Origin of the sequence: Xanthomonas sp. LMG 12459 (assembly GCF_009192905.1) — a bacterium.
GTDB lineage: Bacteria > Pseudomonadota > Gammaproteobacteria > Xanthomonadales > Xanthomonadaceae > Xanthomonas_A > Xanthomonas_A sontii.
This window is the reverse complement of sequence record NZ_NSGT01000022.1, coordinates 72,013-91,216: the sequence shown is the minus strand read 5'-3', so window position 1 is coordinate 91,216 and position 19,204 is coordinate 72,013. Positions and strand designations below refer to the sequence as shown.

Annotated in this window: 17 protein-coding genes; 6 read left to right on the top strand and 11 right to left on the bottom strand. The window is 70.4% G+C overall.

What is annotated here, in order from left to right; genetic code table 11:
* Window positions 1-8: 8 nt before the first annotated feature.
* The 5 genes from CEK65_RS05110 to CEK65_RS05090 are packed head-to-tail and all read right to left on the bottom strand — an operon-like array spanning window position 9 to window position 4,300.
* Complete coding sequence (locus CEK65_RS05110; protein WP_152180983.1) at window positions 9-665, bottom strand: tetratricopeptide repeat protein; 657 nt, start codon at window positions 663-665, stop codon at window positions 9-11.
* On the bottom strand, window positions 662-1,480 hold the full coding sequence (locus tag CEK65_RS05105) for an SDR family oxidoreductase (protein WP_152181074.1): 819 nt from the start codon (window positions 1,478-1,480) through the stop codon (window positions 662-664). Before CEK65_RS05105 ends, CEK65_RS05110 begins: the two co-directional genes overlap by 4 nt.
* Window positions 1,480-2,157, bottom strand: a complete 678-nt coding sequence (locus tag CEK65_RS05100; protein ID WP_043094824.1) for an iron-containing redox enzyme family protein — start codon at window positions 2,155-2,157, stop codon at window positions 1,480-1,482. Before CEK65_RS05100 ends, CEK65_RS05105 begins: the two co-directional genes overlap by 1 nt.
* Entirely contained in the window at window positions 2,154-3,647 is a 1,494-nt protein-coding gene (locus CEK65_RS05095; RefSeq protein ID WP_152180982.1) for an AMP-binding protein, read from the bottom strand. The genes CEK65_RS05100 and CEK65_RS05095 overlap by 4 nt, the downstream gene beginning before the upstream one ends.
* Window positions 3,644-4,300 carry a thermostable hemolysin gene (locus CEK65_RS05090; protein WP_152180981.1) on the bottom strand — a complete coding sequence of 219 codons (657 nt, stop codon included), beginning with the start codon at window positions 4,298-4,300 and terminating at the stop codon, window positions 3,644-3,646. Before CEK65_RS05090 ends, CEK65_RS05095 begins: the two co-directional genes overlap by 4 nt.
* A 184-nt stretch (window positions 4,301-4,484) precedes the next feature.
* Between CEK65_RS05090 and CEK65_RS05085 the strand changes: the two genes are divergently transcribed.
* The 3 genes from CEK65_RS05085 (at window position 4,485) to CEK65_RS05075 (ending at window position 7,327) form a co-directional block, all read left to right on the top strand.
* On the top strand, window positions 4,485-5,147 hold the full coding sequence (locus CEK65_RS05085; RefSeq protein ID WP_173003362.1) for a TetR/AcrR family transcriptional regulator: 663 nt from the start codon (window positions 4,485-4,487) through the stop codon (window positions 5,145-5,147).
* Between the two features lie 134 nt (window positions 5,148-5,281).
* A complete protein-coding gene (locus CEK65_RS05080; RefSeq protein WP_010344493.1) occupies window positions 5,282-5,941 on the top strand; it encodes a protein-L-isoaspartate O-methyltransferase in 660 nt (219 codons plus the stop codon).
* 18 nt (window positions 5,942-5,959) lie between these two features.
* Window positions 5,960-7,327 (top strand): TolC family outer membrane protein, encoded by a 1,368-nt coding sequence (locus CEK65_RS05075; protein ID WP_017911135.1) that lies wholly within the window; start codon window positions 5,960-5,962, stop codon window positions 7,325-7,327.
* Between the two features lie 302 nt (window positions 7,328-7,629).
* Here CEK65_RS05075 and waaA read toward each other — a convergent pair whose 3' ends face one another.
* The gene (gene waaA, locus CEK65_RS05070; RefSeq protein WP_152180979.1) at window positions 7,630-8,949 is read right to left on the bottom strand and encodes a lipid IV(A) 3-deoxy-D-manno-octulosonic acid transferase; all 1,320 of its coding nucleotides are present in this window, start codon (window positions 8,947-8,949) and stop codon (window positions 7,630-7,632) included.
* A 103-nt stretch (window positions 8,950-9,052) separates the two neighbouring features.
* Here waaA and CEK65_RS05065 point away from each other — a divergent pair, with 103 nt between their 5' ends.
* Window positions 9,053-9,994: an LpxL/LpxP family Kdo(2)-lipid IV(A) lauroyl/palmitoleoyl acyltransferase gene (locus tag CEK65_RS05065; RefSeq protein ID WP_152180978.1), complete on the top strand. Its 942-nt coding sequence runs from the start codon at window positions 9,053-9,055 to the stop codon at window positions 9,992-9,994.
* A gap of 4 nt (window positions 9,995-9,998) precedes the next feature.
* Here CEK65_RS05065 and CEK65_RS05060 read toward each other — a convergent pair whose 3' ends face one another.
* From CEK65_RS05060 to CEK65_RS05050, 3 genes are read right to left on the bottom strand one after another with little or no spacing between them, the layout of a single operon-like run.
* Window positions 9,999-11,354 carry an O-antigen ligase gene (locus CEK65_RS05060; protein ID WP_152180977.1) on the bottom strand — a complete coding sequence of 452 codons (1,356 nt, stop codon included), beginning with the start codon at window positions 11,352-11,354 and terminating at the stop codon, window positions 9,999-10,001.
* Window positions 11,335-12,447 (bottom strand): glycosyltransferase, encoded by a 1,113-nt coding sequence (locus CEK65_RS05055; protein ID WP_152180976.1) that lies wholly within the window; start codon window positions 12,445-12,447, stop codon window positions 11,335-11,337. Before CEK65_RS05055 ends, CEK65_RS05060 begins: the two co-directional genes overlap by 20 nt.
* 10 nt (window positions 12,448-12,457) lie before the next feature.
* A complete protein-coding gene (locus tag CEK65_RS05050) occupies window positions 12,458-12,655 on the bottom strand; it encodes a zinc-finger domain-containing protein (RefSeq protein ID WP_010344507.1) in 198 nt (65 codons plus the stop codon).
* A gap of 180 nt (window positions 12,656-12,835) precedes the next feature.
* Here CEK65_RS05050 and CEK65_RS05045 point away from each other — a divergent pair, with 180 nt between their 5' ends.
* Window positions 12,836-13,096 (top strand): helix-turn-helix transcriptional regulator, encoded by a 261-nt coding sequence (locus tag CEK65_RS05045; RefSeq protein ID WP_225851569.1) that lies wholly within the window; start codon window positions 12,836-12,838, stop codon window positions 13,094-13,096.
* A gap of 465 nt (window positions 13,097-13,561) precedes the next feature.
* Here CEK65_RS05045 and CEK65_RS05040 read toward each other — a convergent pair whose 3' ends face one another.
* Entirely contained in the window at window positions 13,562-15,847 is a 2,286-nt protein-coding gene (locus CEK65_RS05040) for an NADP-dependent malic enzyme (protein ID WP_017910606.1), read from the bottom strand.
* Window positions 15,848-15,995: 148 nt separating this feature from the next.
* Window positions 15,996-17,360, bottom strand: coding sequence for a dicarboxylate/amino acid:cation symporter (locus tag CEK65_RS05035; protein WP_026144702.1), 1,365 nt, complete (start codon window positions 17,358-17,360; stop codon window positions 15,996-15,998).
* Between the two features lie 449 nt (window positions 17,361-17,809).
* Between CEK65_RS05035 and CEK65_RS05030 the strand changes: the two genes are divergently transcribed.
* On the top strand, window positions 17,810-18,982 hold the full coding sequence (locus CEK65_RS05030; protein WP_152180975.1) for a porin: 1,173 nt from the start codon (window positions 17,810-17,812) through the stop codon (window positions 18,980-18,982).
* Window positions 18,983-19,204 lie beyond the last annotated feature (222 nt).

Below are 19,204 nucleotides of genomic sequence, written 5' to 3'. Positions count from 1 at the left end.
GCGGCCGCTCAGCGGCTGGCAAGATGCGTTTCGACCTCGTGCAGCGCCGCCTGGATCTGCTGGCGGCGGCCGTGGTCGGCCACCTCGCGGCCGGGCCGCGGCGGCGCCGCCAGGGCCTTGCGCAGCGCCGCCGCGGCGCCGCTCCAGTCCTTCTGCGCGCGCAGGAAATCGCCATAGAAGTAGTTGGCGTCGATGCCGTCCGGGTCGTACTGCAGGCCCTGCCGCAGCAGCGCGCGCGCCTTGGCGTCGTCGCCGAAGCCCACCGGCCAGCCCGGCACCTGGTAGTACAGCGCGCCCAGGCTGGTGCAGCCGGCGCCGTTCAGGGCGGCCGGGTCCAGCGCCAGCGCCTGCTCGAAATCGCTGCGGGCGCGCTTGACCAGGCCCAGCGCACCGAGGCCGCCGCGCTCGCCGGCTTCGCTGGACAGCACAATGCCCTCCCAGATCAGTGCCGCCGGATCGCGCGGCGCCGCCTGGCGGGCGGCGGCCGCCTGCGCGGCCAGGCTGGCATAGGCCTCCAGGCGCTGCGGCTTCGGCGTCTGGTAGGCGACCTGGGCCCACTGGTCGCGCACCGCGACCACTGCCGGCGTCAGCGGCGCGGCGGCGACGGCCGCCCCCAGCGGCGACAGCGCAAGCAACAGCAACAACGCACACGGACGCAGCTTCATCGGGCATCTCCAAGTCGGGAAGGAACACGTGTGGCATGCCGGCGCACCACGGGCAACTGCGCTTTCAAGCTGCGGTCCACCAGCCCCGGCAAGGCGCCGTTGAGGCGGGCGAAGAGTTTTTCCGGCCAACCGATCTGCAGGCGCCGATCGCCGCGTTCGATCGCCTGGCGCAGCGCGCGCGCCACCCGCTCGGGCGTATCCGCGCCGACCTTCAGCTCCTGGTTCATCGCATCCACCTGCGCGGTGTTGAACGCGGTGCGGGTGGCGCGCGGCGCCAGGTACTGGAACCGCACATGGCTGTCGGCGTACTCGCGCGCCAGCGCCTCGAACAGCCCGCGCAGGCCGAACTTGCTGGCGCTGTAGCCGGCAAAGCCGGGAAAGCCCAGGCTGCCGAAGGTGGAGCCGACCGCCACCACCGTGGCCTGCGGCTGCGCCTGCAGCAACGGCAGCAGCGCGCGCACCAGCAACATCGGCGCCATCAGGTTGGTGTCGAGCAATTGCCGCAGATCCTGCTCGGACTGCTCGGCGAACAGGCCGAAGCCGCTCTGCGCATGCGCGATCAGCAGCAGCGAGGGACGGATCGGCAAGGCCCCGGCGGCGGCGAGCAACTGCGCGCGCCCGGCCGGCGTGGACAGGTCCAGCGGCAGCGGCAGCACCCGCCCCTGCGGATGCCGGCCGGCGACCTGCGCCAGGCGCACCGGGTCGCGGCCGACCGCCAGCACGCAGGCACCGGCGGCCACCAGTTCGTCGCACAGGGCGGCGCCGATGCCGCCGCTGGCGCCGGTGAGAATCACACTGCGTCCGTTGAGATCCATCATGCGGCCTCCGCCATGGGCAGCGCCGGCTGTGCGCGCAGGCTGCGGAAAATGTCGCCGTACAGGCCGTAGAAGCGCTTGGCCGCATGCACCACGGCGCGCTGGTCGTCGGCATCGTCGAGCCGGTCCATCAGGCCTTCGAAGAAGCCGGCATGCTCGATGTCCAGGTCGCCGTGCGAGCGCAGGTAGCTGAAGGCGTTGCGCGGCAGGCCCAGCGAGGTCTCGATGCTTTCGGCCGCACGCGTGGCCAGCGCCACGCTGGTGCCTTCCAGCACCAGCACCATGCCGAAGAAGCCGACCGGATTGCCGCGGGCGATGGTGTCGTAGGCGTAGGCCACCATCAGTTCGGTCGCCGCCGATGGCATCGAGGCGGCGGCGGCGGCGCGGTCGGCGCCGCAGGCGGCCAGGTCGTCGAGGATCCACTCCTGGTGACCCAACTCTTCCTCGATGTACTCGGCCACCGCGCTGCGCAGCCACTCCAGCCGTGCCGGCAGGCGCGCGCCGCAGGCCATCAGCAGGGGCACGGTATGGCGCACGTGGTGATAGGCCTGGCCGAGGAAGGCGACGTAGTCGGCGCCGGCGATCTGCCCGGCCAGGGCAGTCTGGATGATCGGGATGGCGATCAGGTCGGCGCGTTCGGCCTGGGTCTCGGCGAGCAGCCGGGCATGGAAACTCATTGGAAAGCTCCTGGGGCGGGATCGGGTTCGAGTTCGGCATAGCGCTGCGCCACGGCGTCGGCGTAGCGCTGCAGGATGGCGTCGCGGCGCGGGCGGCCGTTGCCGGTGAGCAGGCCGTCGGCGGCGCTGAACGGCGCGGCGGCGCGCACGAAGCCGGCGACGCGGGCGTAATCGGGCAGGCCGGCGTTGACCTCGGCCAGCGCGCCGTGCAGCGCGGCGTCGTCTTCGCCAGCGCGGCGCGGCCACAGCACCGCCAGGTTGTGCGCACGCGCCTCGCCGCACACCACCGCCTGGGCGATCAGCGGATGCTGCAGCAGTTCGCTTTCCACCCACTCCGGCGAAACGTTGCGGCCGAACGCGGTGATGAACACATGCTTGCGGCGGCCGGTGATGTGCACGAAGCCGTCGGCATCGACATGGCCCAGGTCGCCGGTGGCGATCGGCCCCGGCGCCGGGCCGGGCGCGCCCAGGTAGCCCAGGCAGCGCACGCCCTCGACCTGCAGTTCGCCATCGACCACCTGCACCCGCGCATGCGGCAGTGGCCGTCCGACGCTGCCCAGGCGCTGCGCCTCGGGCCGGTTCAAGGCCACCACCGAGGCGCACTCGGTCAGGCCGTAGCCTTCGAACACTGGCAGTTGCAGCGCCGCCGCACGGCGCAGCAGCCCCGGGCCGACGCGGCCACCACCGACCGCCAGGTAGCGCAACGAGGCGGGCAGCGGCACGCCGCGCTCGGCGGCCATGACCAGCCCCAGCAGCAACTGCGGCACCAGGATCACGCTGTGCGGCTGGTAGCGATGCAGGCAGGCGATCAGGGTCGGAATGTCCAGGCCGGCAGCGCCGCTATAGCCGATCTCGGCCAGCGACGGCAGCGCGATCTGCGCGCCGGACAGCAGCGGCGCGTACAGGCCGCCGACGTTCTCCAGCAGCGTCGACAGCGGCATCAGGCACAGGTGCCGGCGCGGCGCCAGCGCCGAGGCGGCGTCGGCCAGCGAGCCGGCGACCTGCAGCAACGCGTCGGCGCTCAGGCACACGCCCTTCGGCTGGCCGGTGGTGCCGGAGGTGTAGGTGATGCAGCCGGTGTCCGCGGGCAGCGCCACCGGCGCCTGCGTCAGGCGCCGGCCCGCCAGTCCCGGCTCCGGCAGGCGCAAGGCCTCACCATCGAGGTCGGCCAGGGCCGGACCCGGCGCCGCGATCAGCCCCTGCGCGCCGCTGCTGGCCAGGGCGTACTGCAACTGCGCCGGGCTGAAGAAGGTCGGCAGCGGCACGTGCACGCCGCCGTTCAGGCGGATCGCCAGATCCAGCAGCAGCCACTCGGGGCCGTTGTCCAGGCGGCTGGCGACGCAATACACCCCATGCCCCTGCAGCGCATCGGCCAGGCGCTGGGCGCGCTCGAGCAGATCGCGCTCGCGCAGCGCCCCATCGGCGTAAAGCACGCGCGCGTCGTCGCCGCGCAAGCCGGCCAGCAGGTCGGCGACGCCGGGCGTGCTCACGGCGCCCCCGCCAGGCAGGCGCGGAACGTGGGCAGCACGCCGTGGCGGGGTTCCGCCTCGCGCTGCAGGAAGGCGTGCCCGGCGGCGATGTCGCCGAACATCAGCCGCGGCTGCGCCGCGTAGTAGTCGCCCCAGTCGCTGGGATCGTCGCGCAGGTCCTGGCCGCGCGCCTCGCCCAGCTCCACAGTGGCCAGGTGCAGGCGATCGAAGGCGTTGCGCAGTTGCCGGGTCGCCACGAACAGCACCCAGCGCAGGCCTGCGCCATGCAGGGTGCAGGTCAGTGCGCGGATCATCGCCCGCGCGTCGCCGGCGTGCTCGGCGGCGAAATTGCCCACCTCCACCAACTCCGTGCGCACCACTCGCCGCGGCATCAGCTCGGCGATCGCCAGCTCGGCCGGCTGCGCCAGGTACTGCTCGACGAACAGCGGACCCTCGCTGGCGCAGCGCAGCCCCAGCGCGGCCTGCAGGCGACCGTCGGCGCCGTGGTAGGCGAGCAGGTGCGGAAGAAAGCCGCGCAGGACCGCGCCGTAGCGCTCGCGGTAGACCCGGGCGATGAAGGCTTCCACCTGCGCGCGATCGGGATGCAGGGCATCGACCAGCACAGGATCGGCGAAGCGGAAACCGGAAGCAGCGGAGAGGGGGACGATGGCCATGGCGGCATCGTCGTGGCAGTCGATTAGGCGACCATGAGCCCGATGTTAGGCAAATGTAAGCCGCGCATAAGCAAAGCATTGGATGCCGCGGCCCTGCCGCCCGCGCCCGCCGAACGCAGCGTCACAATAATGAACCAGCGGGTCTAGTATAAATATCGAACCGACTGGTCTAGTATTGCCACCCATGGTCAGCAAATCGTCCGCCGCCTCCGCCAAATCCTCCTCGCGTCCCGCCGGGCCCGGTCGCCCCAAGGACATGGGCAAACGCGCCGCGATCCTGGAAGCGGCACGGGAAATGTTCACCGAACTGGGCTTCGGCGGGGTCAGCATGGACGGCATCGCCGCCCGCGCCGGCGTCTCCAAGCTCACCGTCTACAGCCACTACGGCGACAAGGAAACCCTGTTCGCCGAGGCGGTGCGCGCGCAATGCCAGGCGCTACTGCCCGACGACCTGTTCGGGCACGCCCTGAAAGGACCGCTGCGCACCCAGTTGCTGGACATCGGCCAGGCCTTCTTCGCCATGATCAGCAGCGAGGCGGCGATGGCCACCCACCGCATGATGCTGACCCCGGGCACCGGCGACGACCACGTCCGCGAGATGTTCTGGAATGCCGGTCCCAAGCGCACCCAGCAGCACCTGGCGCAGCTGCTGCAGGCCCACGTCGCCGCCGGCGCGCTGGACATCGCCGACCTCGACCTGGCCGCCTCGCAGTTCTTCTGCCTGGTCAAGGGCGAGCTGTACTCGCTGATGATGTGCGGGCTGTGCCGCGACGCCAGCCAGGAGCGGATCCGCACCCATGTCGAGGCCAGCATCGACTTCTTCCTGCGTGCCTATGCGGCGCGCTAGCCCGGCCGTGGGGCTGTCCGCGACGGCCGATGACTTCCGGCACTGCGCGCCGGACCGTCCGGCGGCGATGCTGCGGCATACGCCCGGCCTCCGTGCCGGCTAAAATGCCCGGCCCTCCGCGTTGGATGCCCGAAATGACGATCGACTACTCCCAAGCCCGCGAAAAGATGGTGGAACAGCAGGTCCGTCCCTGGGACGTGCTGGACCTGCGCGTGCTCGACGTGCTGTCGCGGCTGCCGCGCGAGACCTTCGTGCCGCCGGCCCACCGCGCCGTGGCCTACGCCGACCTGGAGATTCCGCTGGGCCACGGCCAGTTCATGATGAAGCCGGTCATCGAAGGCCGCATGCTGCAGGCCCTGGACCTGCAGCCGGGCGAGGACGTGCTGGAGATCGGCACCGGCAGCGGCTTCGTCAGCGCCTGCCTGGGCGAGCTCGGCCGCGAAGTGGTCAGCCTGGAGATCGAGCCGGCCCTGGCCGCCGCTGCGCGCGCCAACCTGGACGCCGCCGGCCTGGGCAGCAACGTCCGCATCGAGACCGCCGACGCCTTCGCCTGGAACAGCGAGCGCCGCTTCGACGTGGTCTGCGTCACCGCCGCGGTCACCGAGATCCCGGCCCAGTTCCTGGCCTGGCTGCGCCCCGGCGGCCGCCTGTTCGCGATCCGCGGCCGCGCGCCGGTCATGGAAGCGGTGCTGGTGCATGCCGAAGCGGGCGCGCCGCGCACGGAATCGCTGTTCGAAACCGACCTGGCGTACTACCTGCGAGGCGCAGCGCCAGTCCCCCAGTTCACATTCTGATCCATCAAGGAAGCCGCAATGATCCGCCGATCCCTCGTCCTGGCGCTGGCCGCCGCGCTGTTTCCGTTGGCCGCCAACGCCACGGACCTGCTGCAAGTCTACGAAATGGCCCGCAACAGCGACCCGCAGTTGGCCTCCGCGGAATCGACCCGGCTGTACGACAAGGAAGGCGAAGTGCAGGCGCGCGCCGCCCTGCTGCCGCAGATCAACGGCAGCGCGTCGCTGCAGCGCAACCATAGCGAAGTCGAGCGCGGCGGCGGCGAACTGGCCGGCACCGGCAAGAGCCGCAGCTACGCCGTGCAGGGCCAGCAGACCCTGGTCAACTTCGCCCAGTTCTCCAACCTGCGCGCGCAGAAGGCGCGCAGCCTGGCCGCCGACTACACCCTGGATTCCGCCAACGACGACCTGATCGTGCGCACCTCGGCGGCCTACTTCAACGTGCTGGTGGCGATCGAATCGCTGGTCGCCGCCGAAACCAACGAAGCCGCCGCCAAGAAGCAGTTCGACTACGCCGACAAGCGCCTGGAAGTGGGCCTGGCGCCGATCACCGACGTGCACGAAGCCCGCGCCGAGTACGACCAGGCCCGCGCCGACACGATCAATGCGCGCAACTCGCTGCAGGACCTGTACCAGGCGCTGACCCAGATCACCGGCCAGCCGGTGCGCGACCTGCGCGGACTGCCGGAGGATTTCCGTCCGCAGCTGCCGGCCACCGGCGGCGACATCGACAGCCTGATCGCCTCGGCGCTGGACAAGAACCCGTCGCTGCGGTCCTACCAGTACCAGGTGCAGGCGGCCGAGGCCAGCGTCTCGGCGGCACGCGCCGGGCACCTGCCGACGCTGAGCCTGTCGGCCAGCGCCGGCCGCGATGCGAACTGGGGCAACAGCGTCTCCGGCAGCGGCAGCACCCCGCGCGCCGACAGCAACACCATCGGCCTGACCTTGAACATCCCGATCTTCGCCGGCGGCGCCACCCAGTCCGGCGTGCGCCAGGCGCTGGCGCAGCGCGACATCGCCCAGGACACCTACGAACTGCAGAAGCGCGCGCTCGACCGCAACACCCGCAACGCCTACCAGACGGTGGTGGCCGGGATCAGCGAGATCGAGGCGCGGCGCCTGGCGGTGGTCTCGGCGCAGGCCGCGTTCGATGCCTCGCAGGTCGGCCTGGAAGTGGGCACCCGCACCGTGCTGGACGTGGTGCAGAACCAGCGCACCCTGTACCAGGCGCAGCTGGCCTACGCGCAGGCGCGCTACAACTTCCTGCAGAACCGTCTGCTGCTGAGCCAGGCGCTCGGCTCGCTGGACGTAGCCGAGGTGCAGTCGATCAACGCGCTGCTGACCCAGAGCGCCGAATCCAAGCTCAACTCCGCCAACAGCACGCAGTAAGCGCACGCACACGCGCTTGCCGCCGAAACGGCGGGCCTTCGGGTCCGCCGTTTTTGTTTATGGAGGCGTGGGGCGAATTGCGGCAGCCTCCTGTGGGAGGGACTTCAGTCCCGACGCGCTGCGCGATGGGAGGAGAGGGATGGCGATTGCCATGCGTCGCGACTTGCAGGGCATCTCGAGTCACGACGCATGTCATGCGCAGGAGCCGCAGGAGCGGCTTCAGCCGCGACGGGACTTCCCATGAACAGCCCGTCATGGCGATATCCGCTGCGACGGCTATGCCCGCGCGCCTCTACGACGCGTCAGTCCTCCACGCCCGCATCGCCCGCCAGCGGCGGCAGGTGCGGCGCGATCAACTGCAGGGTCCGCTGCAGCGCGCCGCGCCCGTTGGCGACCAGCGCGCAGCCGGCCTCGGCCATGCGCGTGCGCGCCTCGGCATCGCCCAGCAGGGTCTGCAGCGCCGCGCACACGGCGCCGGCATCCTCGCAGATGGCCACCGCGCCGGCTTCGCGCATGCGCCGCGAAATCTCGGAAAAATTATGCAGGTGCGGGCCGGTCACCGACGGCGTGCCGACCGCCGCCGGCTCCAGCAGGTTGTGCCCGCCGATCGGCTGCAGGCTGCCGCCGACGAAGGCCACCTGGGCACACGCATAGAACCCCATCAGCTCGCCCAGCGTATCGATCACGAACACCGCATCCTCGGTGCCCGGCCACTGCTGCTGGCGGCGCGTGACCACGCGCCAGCCCTGGTCGCGCGCCAGCGCCTCGACCTTGGCGAAGCGCTCCGGATGCCGCGGCGCCCACAGCAGCAGCAGGTCCGGCCACTGCCGGCGCAGCTGCCGGTGCATCTCGATCACCGCCGCTTCCTCGCCGTCGTGGGTACTGGCGGCGATCCACACCGGACGCGTCGCCGGCACGCGCTCGCGGAACGCGGCGACGACCTCCGGCAAGTGCGCAGGCGCGGCGATGTCGAACTTCAGGTTGCCCAACGCGCGCACCTGCTCGGCACGCGCGCCCAGCGCGACGAAGCGCTCGGCATCCTCCTGCGACTGCGCCGCCACGCAGGTGACGGTGCGCAGCGCGCGCCCGATCAACGGCCGCAGCAGCCGGTAGCCGCGCAACGAGCGCGCCGACAGCCGCGCATTGAGCACGTACACGGGAATGCCGCGGTCGCGGCAGCCGAACAGCATGTTCGGCCACAGCTCGGTTTCCAGGATCAGCGCCAGGCTGGGGCGGAAGTGCTGCAGGAACCGGCCGACGCTGCCGGGCACGTCGTAGGGCAGATACACATGATCGAGCGCGTCTCCCCACAGCGCGCGCACCCGCTCCGAACCGGTCGGGGTGATGGTGGTGATCACCCAGCGGATGTCCGGGCGCTGCGCGCGCAGCGCATTGACCACCGGCGCGGCGACGTTGACCTCGCCCACCGAGACCGCATGCAGCCACACCCGCGGCCGCCCGCGCGCCTGCGAATACGAGGCATAGCGCTCGTCCCAGCGCTGGAAGTACTGGCGCACGCGGAAACCGCGCCAGACCAGGTGATAGACGGTAACCGGCAGCAGCAGATAGAGCACGGCCGAGTACAGGCCGCGCAGCAGCCGCTCGATGAAATCGTTGCGCATCCGGACAGCATAGCCGGTTGCGCGCAGGCGGCGGCAGACGATCGCCATGCGCGCCGCAGCGCACGCCGACGCGGTGATGCGCGCGCCCGGCTAAACTTGGCGCATGTCTGCCGCCCCCACTCCGCCCGCGTCCGCCACCCAGGCCGCACCGCCGCCACGCTCGCCCCGCCACTGGCCCACCTGGCTGCTGCTCGGCCTGGCGGTGATCGCCGCGCGCCTGCCCTGGCTGTTGCAGCGCGCCCTGGGTCGCGGCATCGGCTGGCTGGCGCTGCGCCTGGCCGGCACCCGCCGCCATGCCGCCGAGGTGAACCTGACACTGTGCTTCCCGGAGCAGAGCGAGGCCTGGCGGGACCGCCTGCTGCGCGACAGCTTCGATGCGCTGGGCGTGGGCGTGTTCGAGTTCGCCCGCGCCTGGTGGGGCGGCATCGGCGCGATCCGCCGGCGCACCCGCATCGAGGGCCTGGAACACCTGCAGGCCTTGCAGGCGCAGGGCCGCGGCGTGCTGCTGGTGTCGGGCCACTTCATGACCCTGGAGATCTGCGGCCGGCTGCTGTGCCAGTACGTGCCACTGGCCGGCATGTACCGGCGCCACCGCAATCCTGTGTTCGAATGGGCGGTCAAGCGCGGCCGTCTGCGCTACGCCACCGCGATGTTCGCCAACGAGGACCTGCGCGGCAGCGTGCGCCATCTCAAGCGCGGCGGTTTCCTGTGGTACGCGCCGGACCAGGACATGCGCGGCAAGGACACGGTGTTCGTGCCGTTCTTCGGCATGCCCGCGGCCACCATCACCGCCACCCACCAGCTGGCGCGGCTGACCGGCTGCGCGGTGGTGCCGTACTTCCATCGCCGCGAAGGCGCCGACTACGTGCTGCGCATCGCGCCGCCGCTGCAGGACTTCCCGTCGGAGGACATGGTCGCCGACACCGCGCGGGTCAACGCCGCCATCCAGGCGATGGTGCGCGAAGCGCCGGCGCAGTATCTGTGGATCCACCGCCGCTTCAAGCGCCAGCCCGGCGGCCGCAGCGACTTCTACGAGCGCGACTGAGCGCTCACCCCGGCGTCGCGGCGTCGGCGCGCTCGCCCGGTTCAGTGTCGTTCGCCAGCAGGGCGCCGGCGTACAGGCCGATCAGCAGCATGGTCAGCCCGCCCCAGAACGACGAATAGAACGCCAGGTGGGTGTTGAACGGGAACACCGTGATCAGCAGCGCCTGCATCGCCGGGCGCGCCCGCTCGCGCGCTTGCGCCGAGGCGTAGCGCCAGGCGCGCCACGCCTGCGCGGCACCGGCCAGCCACAGCAGCAGGCCAATCACGCCGGTCTCGGCGAGCACCTCGAGCACAATCTGGTGGGCATGGAAGGCCGGCTCGCGCCCCCATTCCCCGGCATGGCTCGGATCCGGGTCGCACCCGACGTAGGCCTCGCGGAAGCCGCGCACGCCGACGCCGTTGATCGGGTGCTGGCGGATCATGCACCAGGCCGCGCTCCAGATCTGCGCACGCCCGGTCAGCGCCGCGTTGAGATCGGCCGGATGCCCGCTGAGGGCGCGCGCGGTGCGCTCGAAGCGGTCGTGCACCTGCGGCGACACCACGCCCAGCACCCCGGCGCCCAGCAGCGCGGCCACGCCCAGCGCCAGCAGCTTGCGCGCGCCGAGCAGGCGCCAGCCCGACAGCACCAGCAGCAGCGCATAGGTGACCCACGACGCGCGCGATCCCGCCAGCACCAGCACCACGCCGACCGCCCCTGCCGCGATCAGCCAGCCCCAGGCACCGCCGCGGCGCGCGGCCAGCCACAGCAGGAACGGCGACACACTGGCCAGCACCTGGCCGAACTTCAGGTTGCACGGGCCGAACACGCCGCTGAGGCGATCGGCCAGGGCGATCTCCTGCGGCGTGCACAGGCCATGGTGACTGATCGCCCACTTCAGCTGGTCCAGCGACCAGAACAGCGGGCTGGTGCCGCACAACGCCTGCGCCAGCGCATCCACGGTCCAGATCGCGGCGATCACCGCCAGGCCGTTGAAGGTGGTGCGGCGACCGCGCGGCGTCGCCACCGCCATCGCCACCAGCCACAGGAACGGCAGGAAACGCAGGTCCACCGCCGATTCGCGCAGCGCCAGCGGCACGTCCACCGCGCCCAGCGCCGACAGCGGCTGCGGCAGCCAGTAGGTGAGGAACAGCAGCGTGGTCAGCGCCCAGGCCGGGCCGCTGAGCAGGCGCGCACCGCCGCGGAAGCGGCTGTGCAGCAGGCGCGCCAGGGTCACCAGGGCGCCCAGCGCCAGCACCCCGGCGGCCAGGCCCGGCGCCGGCCACAGCGCGACGAACACCAGCACCCAGACCGGCGCCCAGCGTTCGCGGACTTCGGGCAAGGCAGAAGCGGACAGGGAACCGTCAGGGCCGGAGTTCGTCATAGATCGCCAGGGTGCTGCGCTGCATCGCCTGCAGCGTATAGGGAAGCGTGGCCGGCGGCGCCGGCGGTTGTGCCAGCAGCGCGCGCGCGGCCGCCAGCAGGGCCACGGCGTCGAAGGTCGCCACTGCGCCGGCTGGCTGCAGCTGCGCCAGCAATTCGCCGACCCCGCCATGCGCCCAGCCCAGCACCGGCCGCCCGACCGCCAGCGCCTCGACCACGGTGCGACCGAACGCCTCGGGCTTGCGCGAGAGCTGCAGCACCAGGTCGCTGGCGGCGTAGGCGTCGGCGATGCGCGCGGTCGGCGGCGTGAACGCCACCGCGTCGGCCACGCCGAGGGTCGCCGCCTCGGCTTCCAGTTCGCGGATGTAGGCCTCGCGCCCTGCCTCGCGCGCGCCTGGCAGCCACAGCCGCGCGTCGCGTCCCTCGCCGCGCAGCGCCGCCAGCAGACGCAGCGCGTCGGCGTGGCCCTTCAGGCGGGTGCCGCGCCCCGGCAGCAACAGCAGCGGCCCATCCCCGGCCAACGCCGGCGCCTGGCTGACGGCCCAGGCCCGCGCCTGCGCATCGGGCCAGGGACGGCGCGGGAACTGCGCCGGATCGATGCCGCGCGGCACCACCCGCAGGCGCGCCGGATCGGTCTGCGGATAGTGCTGCAGCACGTAGTCGCGCACGGTCTCGGACACGCAGATGACCCGCTCGCCGCGGGTCATCACCGCGCTGTAGCGGCTCGGCGAGTTGAGCCCATGCACGGTGGTGACCAGGCGCGGACGCTGCGCCGCCGGCATGCCCTGCAGCGCGCGCCAGCCCAGCCAGGCCGGCAGCCGCGAGCGCGCGTGCACGATGTCGGCGCGCTCGCGCGCGAACAGGCGCCGCAGCGCCGGCACGTGGCGCAGGGTCAGCAAGGACTTGCGGCCGATGTCCAGGGCGATGTGTTCGGCGCCGGTGGCGGCCAGCGCCGGCAGCAGCCGGCCGCCGGCCGACACGACCACGGCGCGATGCCCGTCCTCGACCAGGGCCTGGGCGATTTCCAGGGTGGACCGCTCGACGCCGCCGGACTCCAGCGCCGGCAGCAGCTGCACCACGGTCAGGCGGTGCATCGAACCCGGATCAGTCGACCAGCACGAAGACCGCGCCGCAGTACGGGCACTTGGCTTCCAGGCCCGGCTCGTCCTCGATCGGCAGGTAGACCCGCGGATGCGAGTTCCACAGCGCCATTTCCGGGGTCGGGCAGCTCAGCGGCAGGTCGGCGCGGCGCACCTCGTAGCGCGTCTGGGCATTGGCGGGCGCGGTGGCGGTATGGCTCATGGCGGTGGGGACACGGCAAAAAGGGACAGGCGATTCTAGCAGCCCGTCCCGCCACGGGCGCGGTGCGCGGCGGCGGCCCCAGGCGGTCCTTTCACGCGCCTTTCCGGTTCGCTTGATACGGAACCGACGCACCACTATGCTGGCATCACGCGGCGCCGACATGCCGCTTTGAGGTGTCTCGTGGATATAGGTGTGCGTTTGATGCAGGCGCGGCGAAATGCCGGTTTCACACTGCGCGAGCTTGCCGCCTTGCTGGGCGTGGCGCATAGCACCCTGGGTCATTGGGAGAACAACCGTTCGGTCCCCAATGCCCGGCATTTGCTGAAGATCGCCGAACTTACCGGCGTCGATGCGTATGTGCTGCTGACCGGCAAGCCGTCCAAGCTGAACCAGACCGACAGCGACAGTCTGCCGTTGCCGGTGGGCAAGCGCATGGCCTGAGCGCGGCGCGGCGCCACTGGCGCCGTCCCCGTGCCCGGCTCGACCCCGCGCAGCCCAGGTGCCGGCTGCGAGTGAAGACGCGACTCGCACTGCGACACTCGCTGTCGCCCTGATATGAAACCGCTTCCAGCCCCGCCCTTTCGCTGATCTCGCCGCAATCCGGCGCAGCGGTTGCGGCACTCTTGCCGCTGCAGCGCCACTCCCTCACTGCCCCTGGCGCAACCGCGGCCGCCTTCCGTGCTACTCATTCCGTCTGCGGCGACATCGCGCGCTCAGGCACGGCCTCGTGCACGACTCGCACGTGAGGCGCGCGCAGCGCGCGAGCGGATCTCCTGAAGACATGAGGGTGGCAGCCGTGCTGCCAGCCGTGCCGTGTGCGCACGCCCGAAGCGCCGCTGCAGCACGTGCAGCCGCACCGGCACCGCAGTCATGCGGGCCGGTGCGGGCTGGAAGCCGCGTAGAGGCTTATTTTTCCGCTTCGAGCTGCTTGCGGATCTGCGCGTCGACCGCGGCGATCGCGGTCATGTTCATCACCCGGCGCGAGGTGGCGCTGGTGGTGAGGATGTGCACCGCCTTGGAAATGCCCATCAGGATCGGGCCGATCGCCACACCGTCGGTGAACACGCGCACCAGGTTGTAGGCGATGTTGGCCGCTTCCAGGTTCGGCAGCACGAACAGGTTGGCGCGACCCTTCAGCGTGCTGTTGGGCATGATCTGCTTGCGCAGCGCCTCGTCCCACGCGGTGTCGCCCTGCATCTCGCCGTCGATGTTGAGCTCGGGCTTGCGCTTGAGCAGCGCCTCGCGCACCTGGCGCATCTTCAGCGCGTCGCGCGAATCGTGGCTGCCGAAATTGGAGTGTGACAGCAATGCGATGTTCGGCTCGATGCCGAACAGCTTCAGGCGATAGGCGGCCTGCAGCGTGGCCTCGACGATCTGCTCCACGCTCGGGTCTTCCTGCACGTGGGTGTCGACGAAGAAGAACGCGCCCTGCTGGTTGATCACACCGGTCATCGCCGAGGTCGAACTGACCCGCGGCTCCAGCGGAATCACGCTGCGCGCATAGCCGAGCTTCTTGTGGAAGCGGCCGACCACGCCGGTGAGCAGCGCATCGGCTTCGCCGCGCGCGACCATCACCGCGGCGATCAGGGTCGGCCGCGAGCGCATCAGCTCCTTGGCCGCAGTGACGGTGACGCCGCGGCGCTCGGTGAGCGCATGGTAGTACTGCCAGTAGTCGTTGAAGCGCGGATCGTCGTGGATGTTGGTGATCTCGAAATCCACGCCGGCGGTGATGCGCAGGCCCAGGCGCTGGATGCGCGCCTCGATCACGTCCGGGCGGCCGATCAGGATCGGGAACGCCAGGCCCTCGTCGATCACGCTCTGCACCGCGCGCAGCACCACTTCCTCTTCGCCCTCGGCATAGACCACGCGCTGCTTGTCGGCGCGGGCGCGGTCGTACACCGGCTTCATCATCAGGCTGGTGCGGTAGACGAACTGGCTGAGCTTGTCGCGGTAGGCGGCCATGTCGGCGATCGGCCGCGTGGCCACGCCCGAATCCATCGCCGCCTGCGCCACCGCCGAAGACAGCTCGACCAGCAGGCGCGGATCCAGCGGCCGCGGGATCAGGTAGTCGGGACCGAAGCTCGGCGTCTCGCCGCCGTAGGCCGCGCCGAGGTCGGAGGCCTCGCGCCGCGCCATCGCCGCGATCGCCTTGACGCAGGCGATCTTCATTTCCTCGTTGATGCCGGTGGCGCCGACGTCGATGGCGCCACGGAACAGGTAGGGGAAGCACAGCACATTGTTGATCTGGTTCGGATAATCCGAACGGCCGGTGCCGATGATCGCGTCCGGACGCACCGCCTTGGCTGCCTCCGGCGTGATCTCCGGATTCGGATTGGCCAGGGCGAAGATCACCGGCTGCGGCGCCATCGTCGCCACCATCTCCGGCTTGAGGATGCCCGCGGCCGACAGGCCCAGGAAGATGTCCGCGCCCTCGACGATCTCGGCCAGGGTGCGCTTGTCGGTGTCGCGCGCGTAGCGCGCCTTGTCCGGGTCCAGGTCGGTGCGGCCGGTGTGGATCACGCCGTCGCGGTCCAGGGCCAGGATGTTCTCCGGCTTCAGGCCCAGCGAGACCAGCATGTTGACGCAGGAGATGCCGGCCGCGCCCATGCCGGTGGTGGCCAGCTTGACCTCTTCGATCTTCTTGCCGGTGACCACCAGCGCATTGAGCACGGCCGCGCCGACGATGATCGCGGTGCCGTGCTGGTCGTCGTGGAACACCGGGATGTTCATGCGCTCGCGCAGCTTGCGCTCGACGATGAAGCACTCCGGTGCCTTGATGTCTTCCAGGTTGATGCCACCGAAGGTCGGCTCGAGGCTGGCGATGATGTCGACCAGCTTGTCCGGGTCGTTCTCGTTGATCTCGATGTCGAACACGTCGATGCCGGCGAACTTCTGGAACAGCACGCCCTTGCCTTCCATCACCGGCTTGGATGCCAGCGGGCCGATGTTGCCCAGGCCCAGCACCGCGGTGCCGTTGCTGATCACCGCCACCAGGTTGCCGCGCGCGGTCAGTTCGCTGGCCTGTTTCGGATCGGCGACGATGGCCTCGCAGGCGAAGGCGACGCCCGGCGAATAGGCCAGTGAGAGATCGCGCTGGGTCAGCATGGGCTTGGTCGCGGAGACCTTGATCTTGCCCGGCGGCTGCTGGCGGTGATAGTCGAGGGCGGCCTGTTTGAAATCGTCGTTTGACATCGAGGGCTTCTTTTGTCGAAAGGCGCGGAGGCCCGGAATTCTACCCCCAGCCGCGGGAGCGGTCCTGTCTGGCGGCTGTCGCCACGGCCTTGGGAGCAGGAAAAAAGCAACGCGCCGGCAAGGCCGGCGCGTCGTGTGATGCAAGGGATCAGCGCGTGGCGAGCGGTTCGGCCGCCACCGCCGGCAGCGGCACGGCCTCGCCATCCAGCGCCAGGCGCAGGCGGTCGCGATCCAGCGCATTCTCCCAGCGCGAGACCACCACGGTGGCCACCGCATTGCCCATGAAGTTGGTCAGCGAGCGGCACTCGCTCATGAAGCGGTCCACGCCCAGGATCAACGCCATGCCGGCGACCGGCACTTCCGGCACCACCGCCAGCGTCGCCGCCAGGGTGATGAAGCCGGCACCGGTCACACCGGCCGCGCCCTTGGAGCTGAGCATCGCCACCAGCAGCAGCGTGATCTGATGGCCCAGAGTGAGTTCGGTGTTGGTGGCCTGCGCAATGAACAGCGCCGCGAGCGTCATGTAGATGTTGGTGCCGTCGAGGTTGAACGAGTAGCCGGTGGGCACCACCAGGCCGACCACCGACTTCTCGCACCCGGCGCGCTCCATCTTCTCCATCAGCGACGGCAGCGCCGATTCGGACGAGGACGTGCCCAGCACCAGCAACAGTTCCGTCTTGAGGTAGCGGATCAGCTTGAAGATCGAGAAGCCGCACAGATAGGCGACGGCGCCGAGGATCACCACCACGAACAGCAGCGAGGTGACGTAGAACGAACCGACCAGCCAGGCCAACTGCACCAGCGAGTGCAGGCCGTGCTCGCCGATGGTGTAGGCGATCGCGCCGAGCGCGCCGATCGGCGCGGCCTTCATCAGGATGTGCACCAGCTTGAACACCGGCGCGATCAAGGCCTCCAGGAAGTTCAGGACCGGCTTGCCGCGCTCGCCGACCATGGCCAGCGACACGCCGAACAGCACGGCGACGAACAGCACCTGCAGCACGTTGGTCCCGACCAGCTTGCCGTTGACCACCTGGTCGCCGGTGAACGCGCCGAGCAGCGAGTTGGGGATGATGTCCATCAGGAAGCCGACCAGGGTCAGGTCGTGCGACTTCTGCACGTAGCTGGCGACCTTGCTCTGGTCCAGCTTGGCCAGGTTGACGTCCATGCCCGCGCCGGGCTGCACCACGTGCGCGACGATCATGCCCACCACCAGCGCCAGGGTGGAGAAGAACAGGAAGTACACCATCGCCTTGCCGAACACCCGGCCCACCGTCTTCAGGTGCGTCATGCCGGCGATGCCGGTGACGATGGTCAGGAAGATCACCGGCGCGATGATCATCTTCACCAGCTTGATGAAGGCATCGGCCAGCGGCTTGAGCTGCGTGGCGAACTGCGGCTCCAGATGGCCGAGCACGGCACCGATGACGATGGCCACCAGCACCTGGACGTAGGTATGCCGGTAGAACGGCACCGGCCGCGGCGCAGGGCTGGCCGGGGAAGTTGAGATATGCATCGAAGGCGCTCCGGGACGGTCCGCCCACCCGACGCGGGTCGCGGAATGCTGCCTTTGTACGCGTCGCCAGCGTCTAAGCAGATAACCTATTGGTACTAGGCCCGGCGCCGCGCCGTGTCGACGCGGTTACAGTGGCGCGGCAGGCTCACGGAAGGGCTGACGCAACGCCGCACGCAGACGCCGCCCCTCGCGGCCGATGGCGGCGTGGCCGCCATCGCAGCGCACGTCTTCAGGGGGAGACGGCGTCGCAGGACTGCAACATCGCCGTAAAGAACGGCCGGGCGCGTCCGCTATTGCATGCAGGGGGCATCGCGTCCGGCACCGTGTCCGCGTCGCAGCGGCCTCGCCGTTCGCGTGCGGTCCACCGCCGCACTGCCCGCGCCATCCATGGCACCACCAGCCCGGCCGGGGACTGCCGCGCCTTCATTCCTTACCGAGACGACTCCATCATGCGCCACACTCTCCTCTTCGCTGCGCTGGGCCTGACCGCCGCCGCTCCCGCCGTCGCCGCCAACGGTTTCGACGACTGGCCGACCAAGGTCGCCTTCAACGACGGCACCGAACTGGCCGTGACCGGCAACTACGCCTACGACTGGAACAACTTCTCCAACGACGACGGTCGCCTGGAGGACGACAACGCGTTCCGGCGCAAGGAGTTCGGCGCCACGTTGAAGAAGAAGGGCGTGTACGACGCGATGGTGTACTTCGACTTCCAGTCCAAGCTGTGGCTGGACGTGTTCTTCCGCTTCGAGACCAAGGCCCTGTTTGGCGCCGACTACGGCAAGGTGCGCCTGGGCTACATCAAGGTGCCGGTGGGCCTGGAAGGCGTGACCAGCTCGCGCGCGGACAGCTTCATGGAAGTGGCGCTGCCGGTGCAGGCCATCTACCAGGGCCGCCGTACCGGCGTGGAGTGGACCTTCGAGCGTCCGCAATACCTGCTGCAGGCCGGCGCCTATGGCGGCAAGGACCTGCAGGGCGACAACCCCGGCACCACCCAGGCGGTGCGCGGCGTGTGGACCCCGTTCAAGGCCGACGGCGACGTGCTGCACCTGGGCCTGGCGTACTCGCAGGAGAATCCGCGCGGCTACCACAACGGCCTGGACGTGAGCTTCAGCCCGCGCGCGCGCTTCCGTGCGCGTCCGGAAGCCGGCCTGACCGACGTGCGCCTGATCGATTCGGGCACGCTGGTCGACGTCGACCAGGTGCGCCGCACCGGCCTGGAGGCGATCTGGATCAAGGGACCGTTCTCGATGCAGGGCGAGGCGCTGCGCGCCGACGTGACCCGCGACAACGGCCGCACCGACTACACCGCCGACGGCCAGTACGTGTTCGCCAGCTACGTGCTGACCGGCGAATCGCGGCCGTACAGCGCCGGCAACGTCGGCAACATCAAGCCGGCCAACGCCTATGGCGCGGTCGAGCTGCTGGCGCGCTACAGCCGCCTGGACCTGGACGACGGCACGGTGCTCGGCGGCCGCCAGCACGACTGGACCTTCGGCGCCAACTGGTACCTGACCAGCCACTTCAAGTTCCAGGTCAACTACGTGCGCGCCGATGCCGAACGCGCCGGCGTGCACGTCAAGCCGAACTCGCTGGACGTCCGCGCCCAGGTCCAGTTCTGAGCCAGCGCACGCCGGCCGATCCGAGGCGATCGCCCGGCGTGCACCCCGCTGCGCCAGCCGCAAAGGCTGCGCAGCGAACCGCAGGAGGGGCCTCCGCGATGCCAAGGCCCCTTGGGTGATGCGGCCTCGGCGCCCACAGCGTGTTCGCGGCACATCCGCAAGACGACACCGGCGACGTTCCCTGATGCGATCGCCGTTGCACCTGCCGGCGGTTTCGGCTCG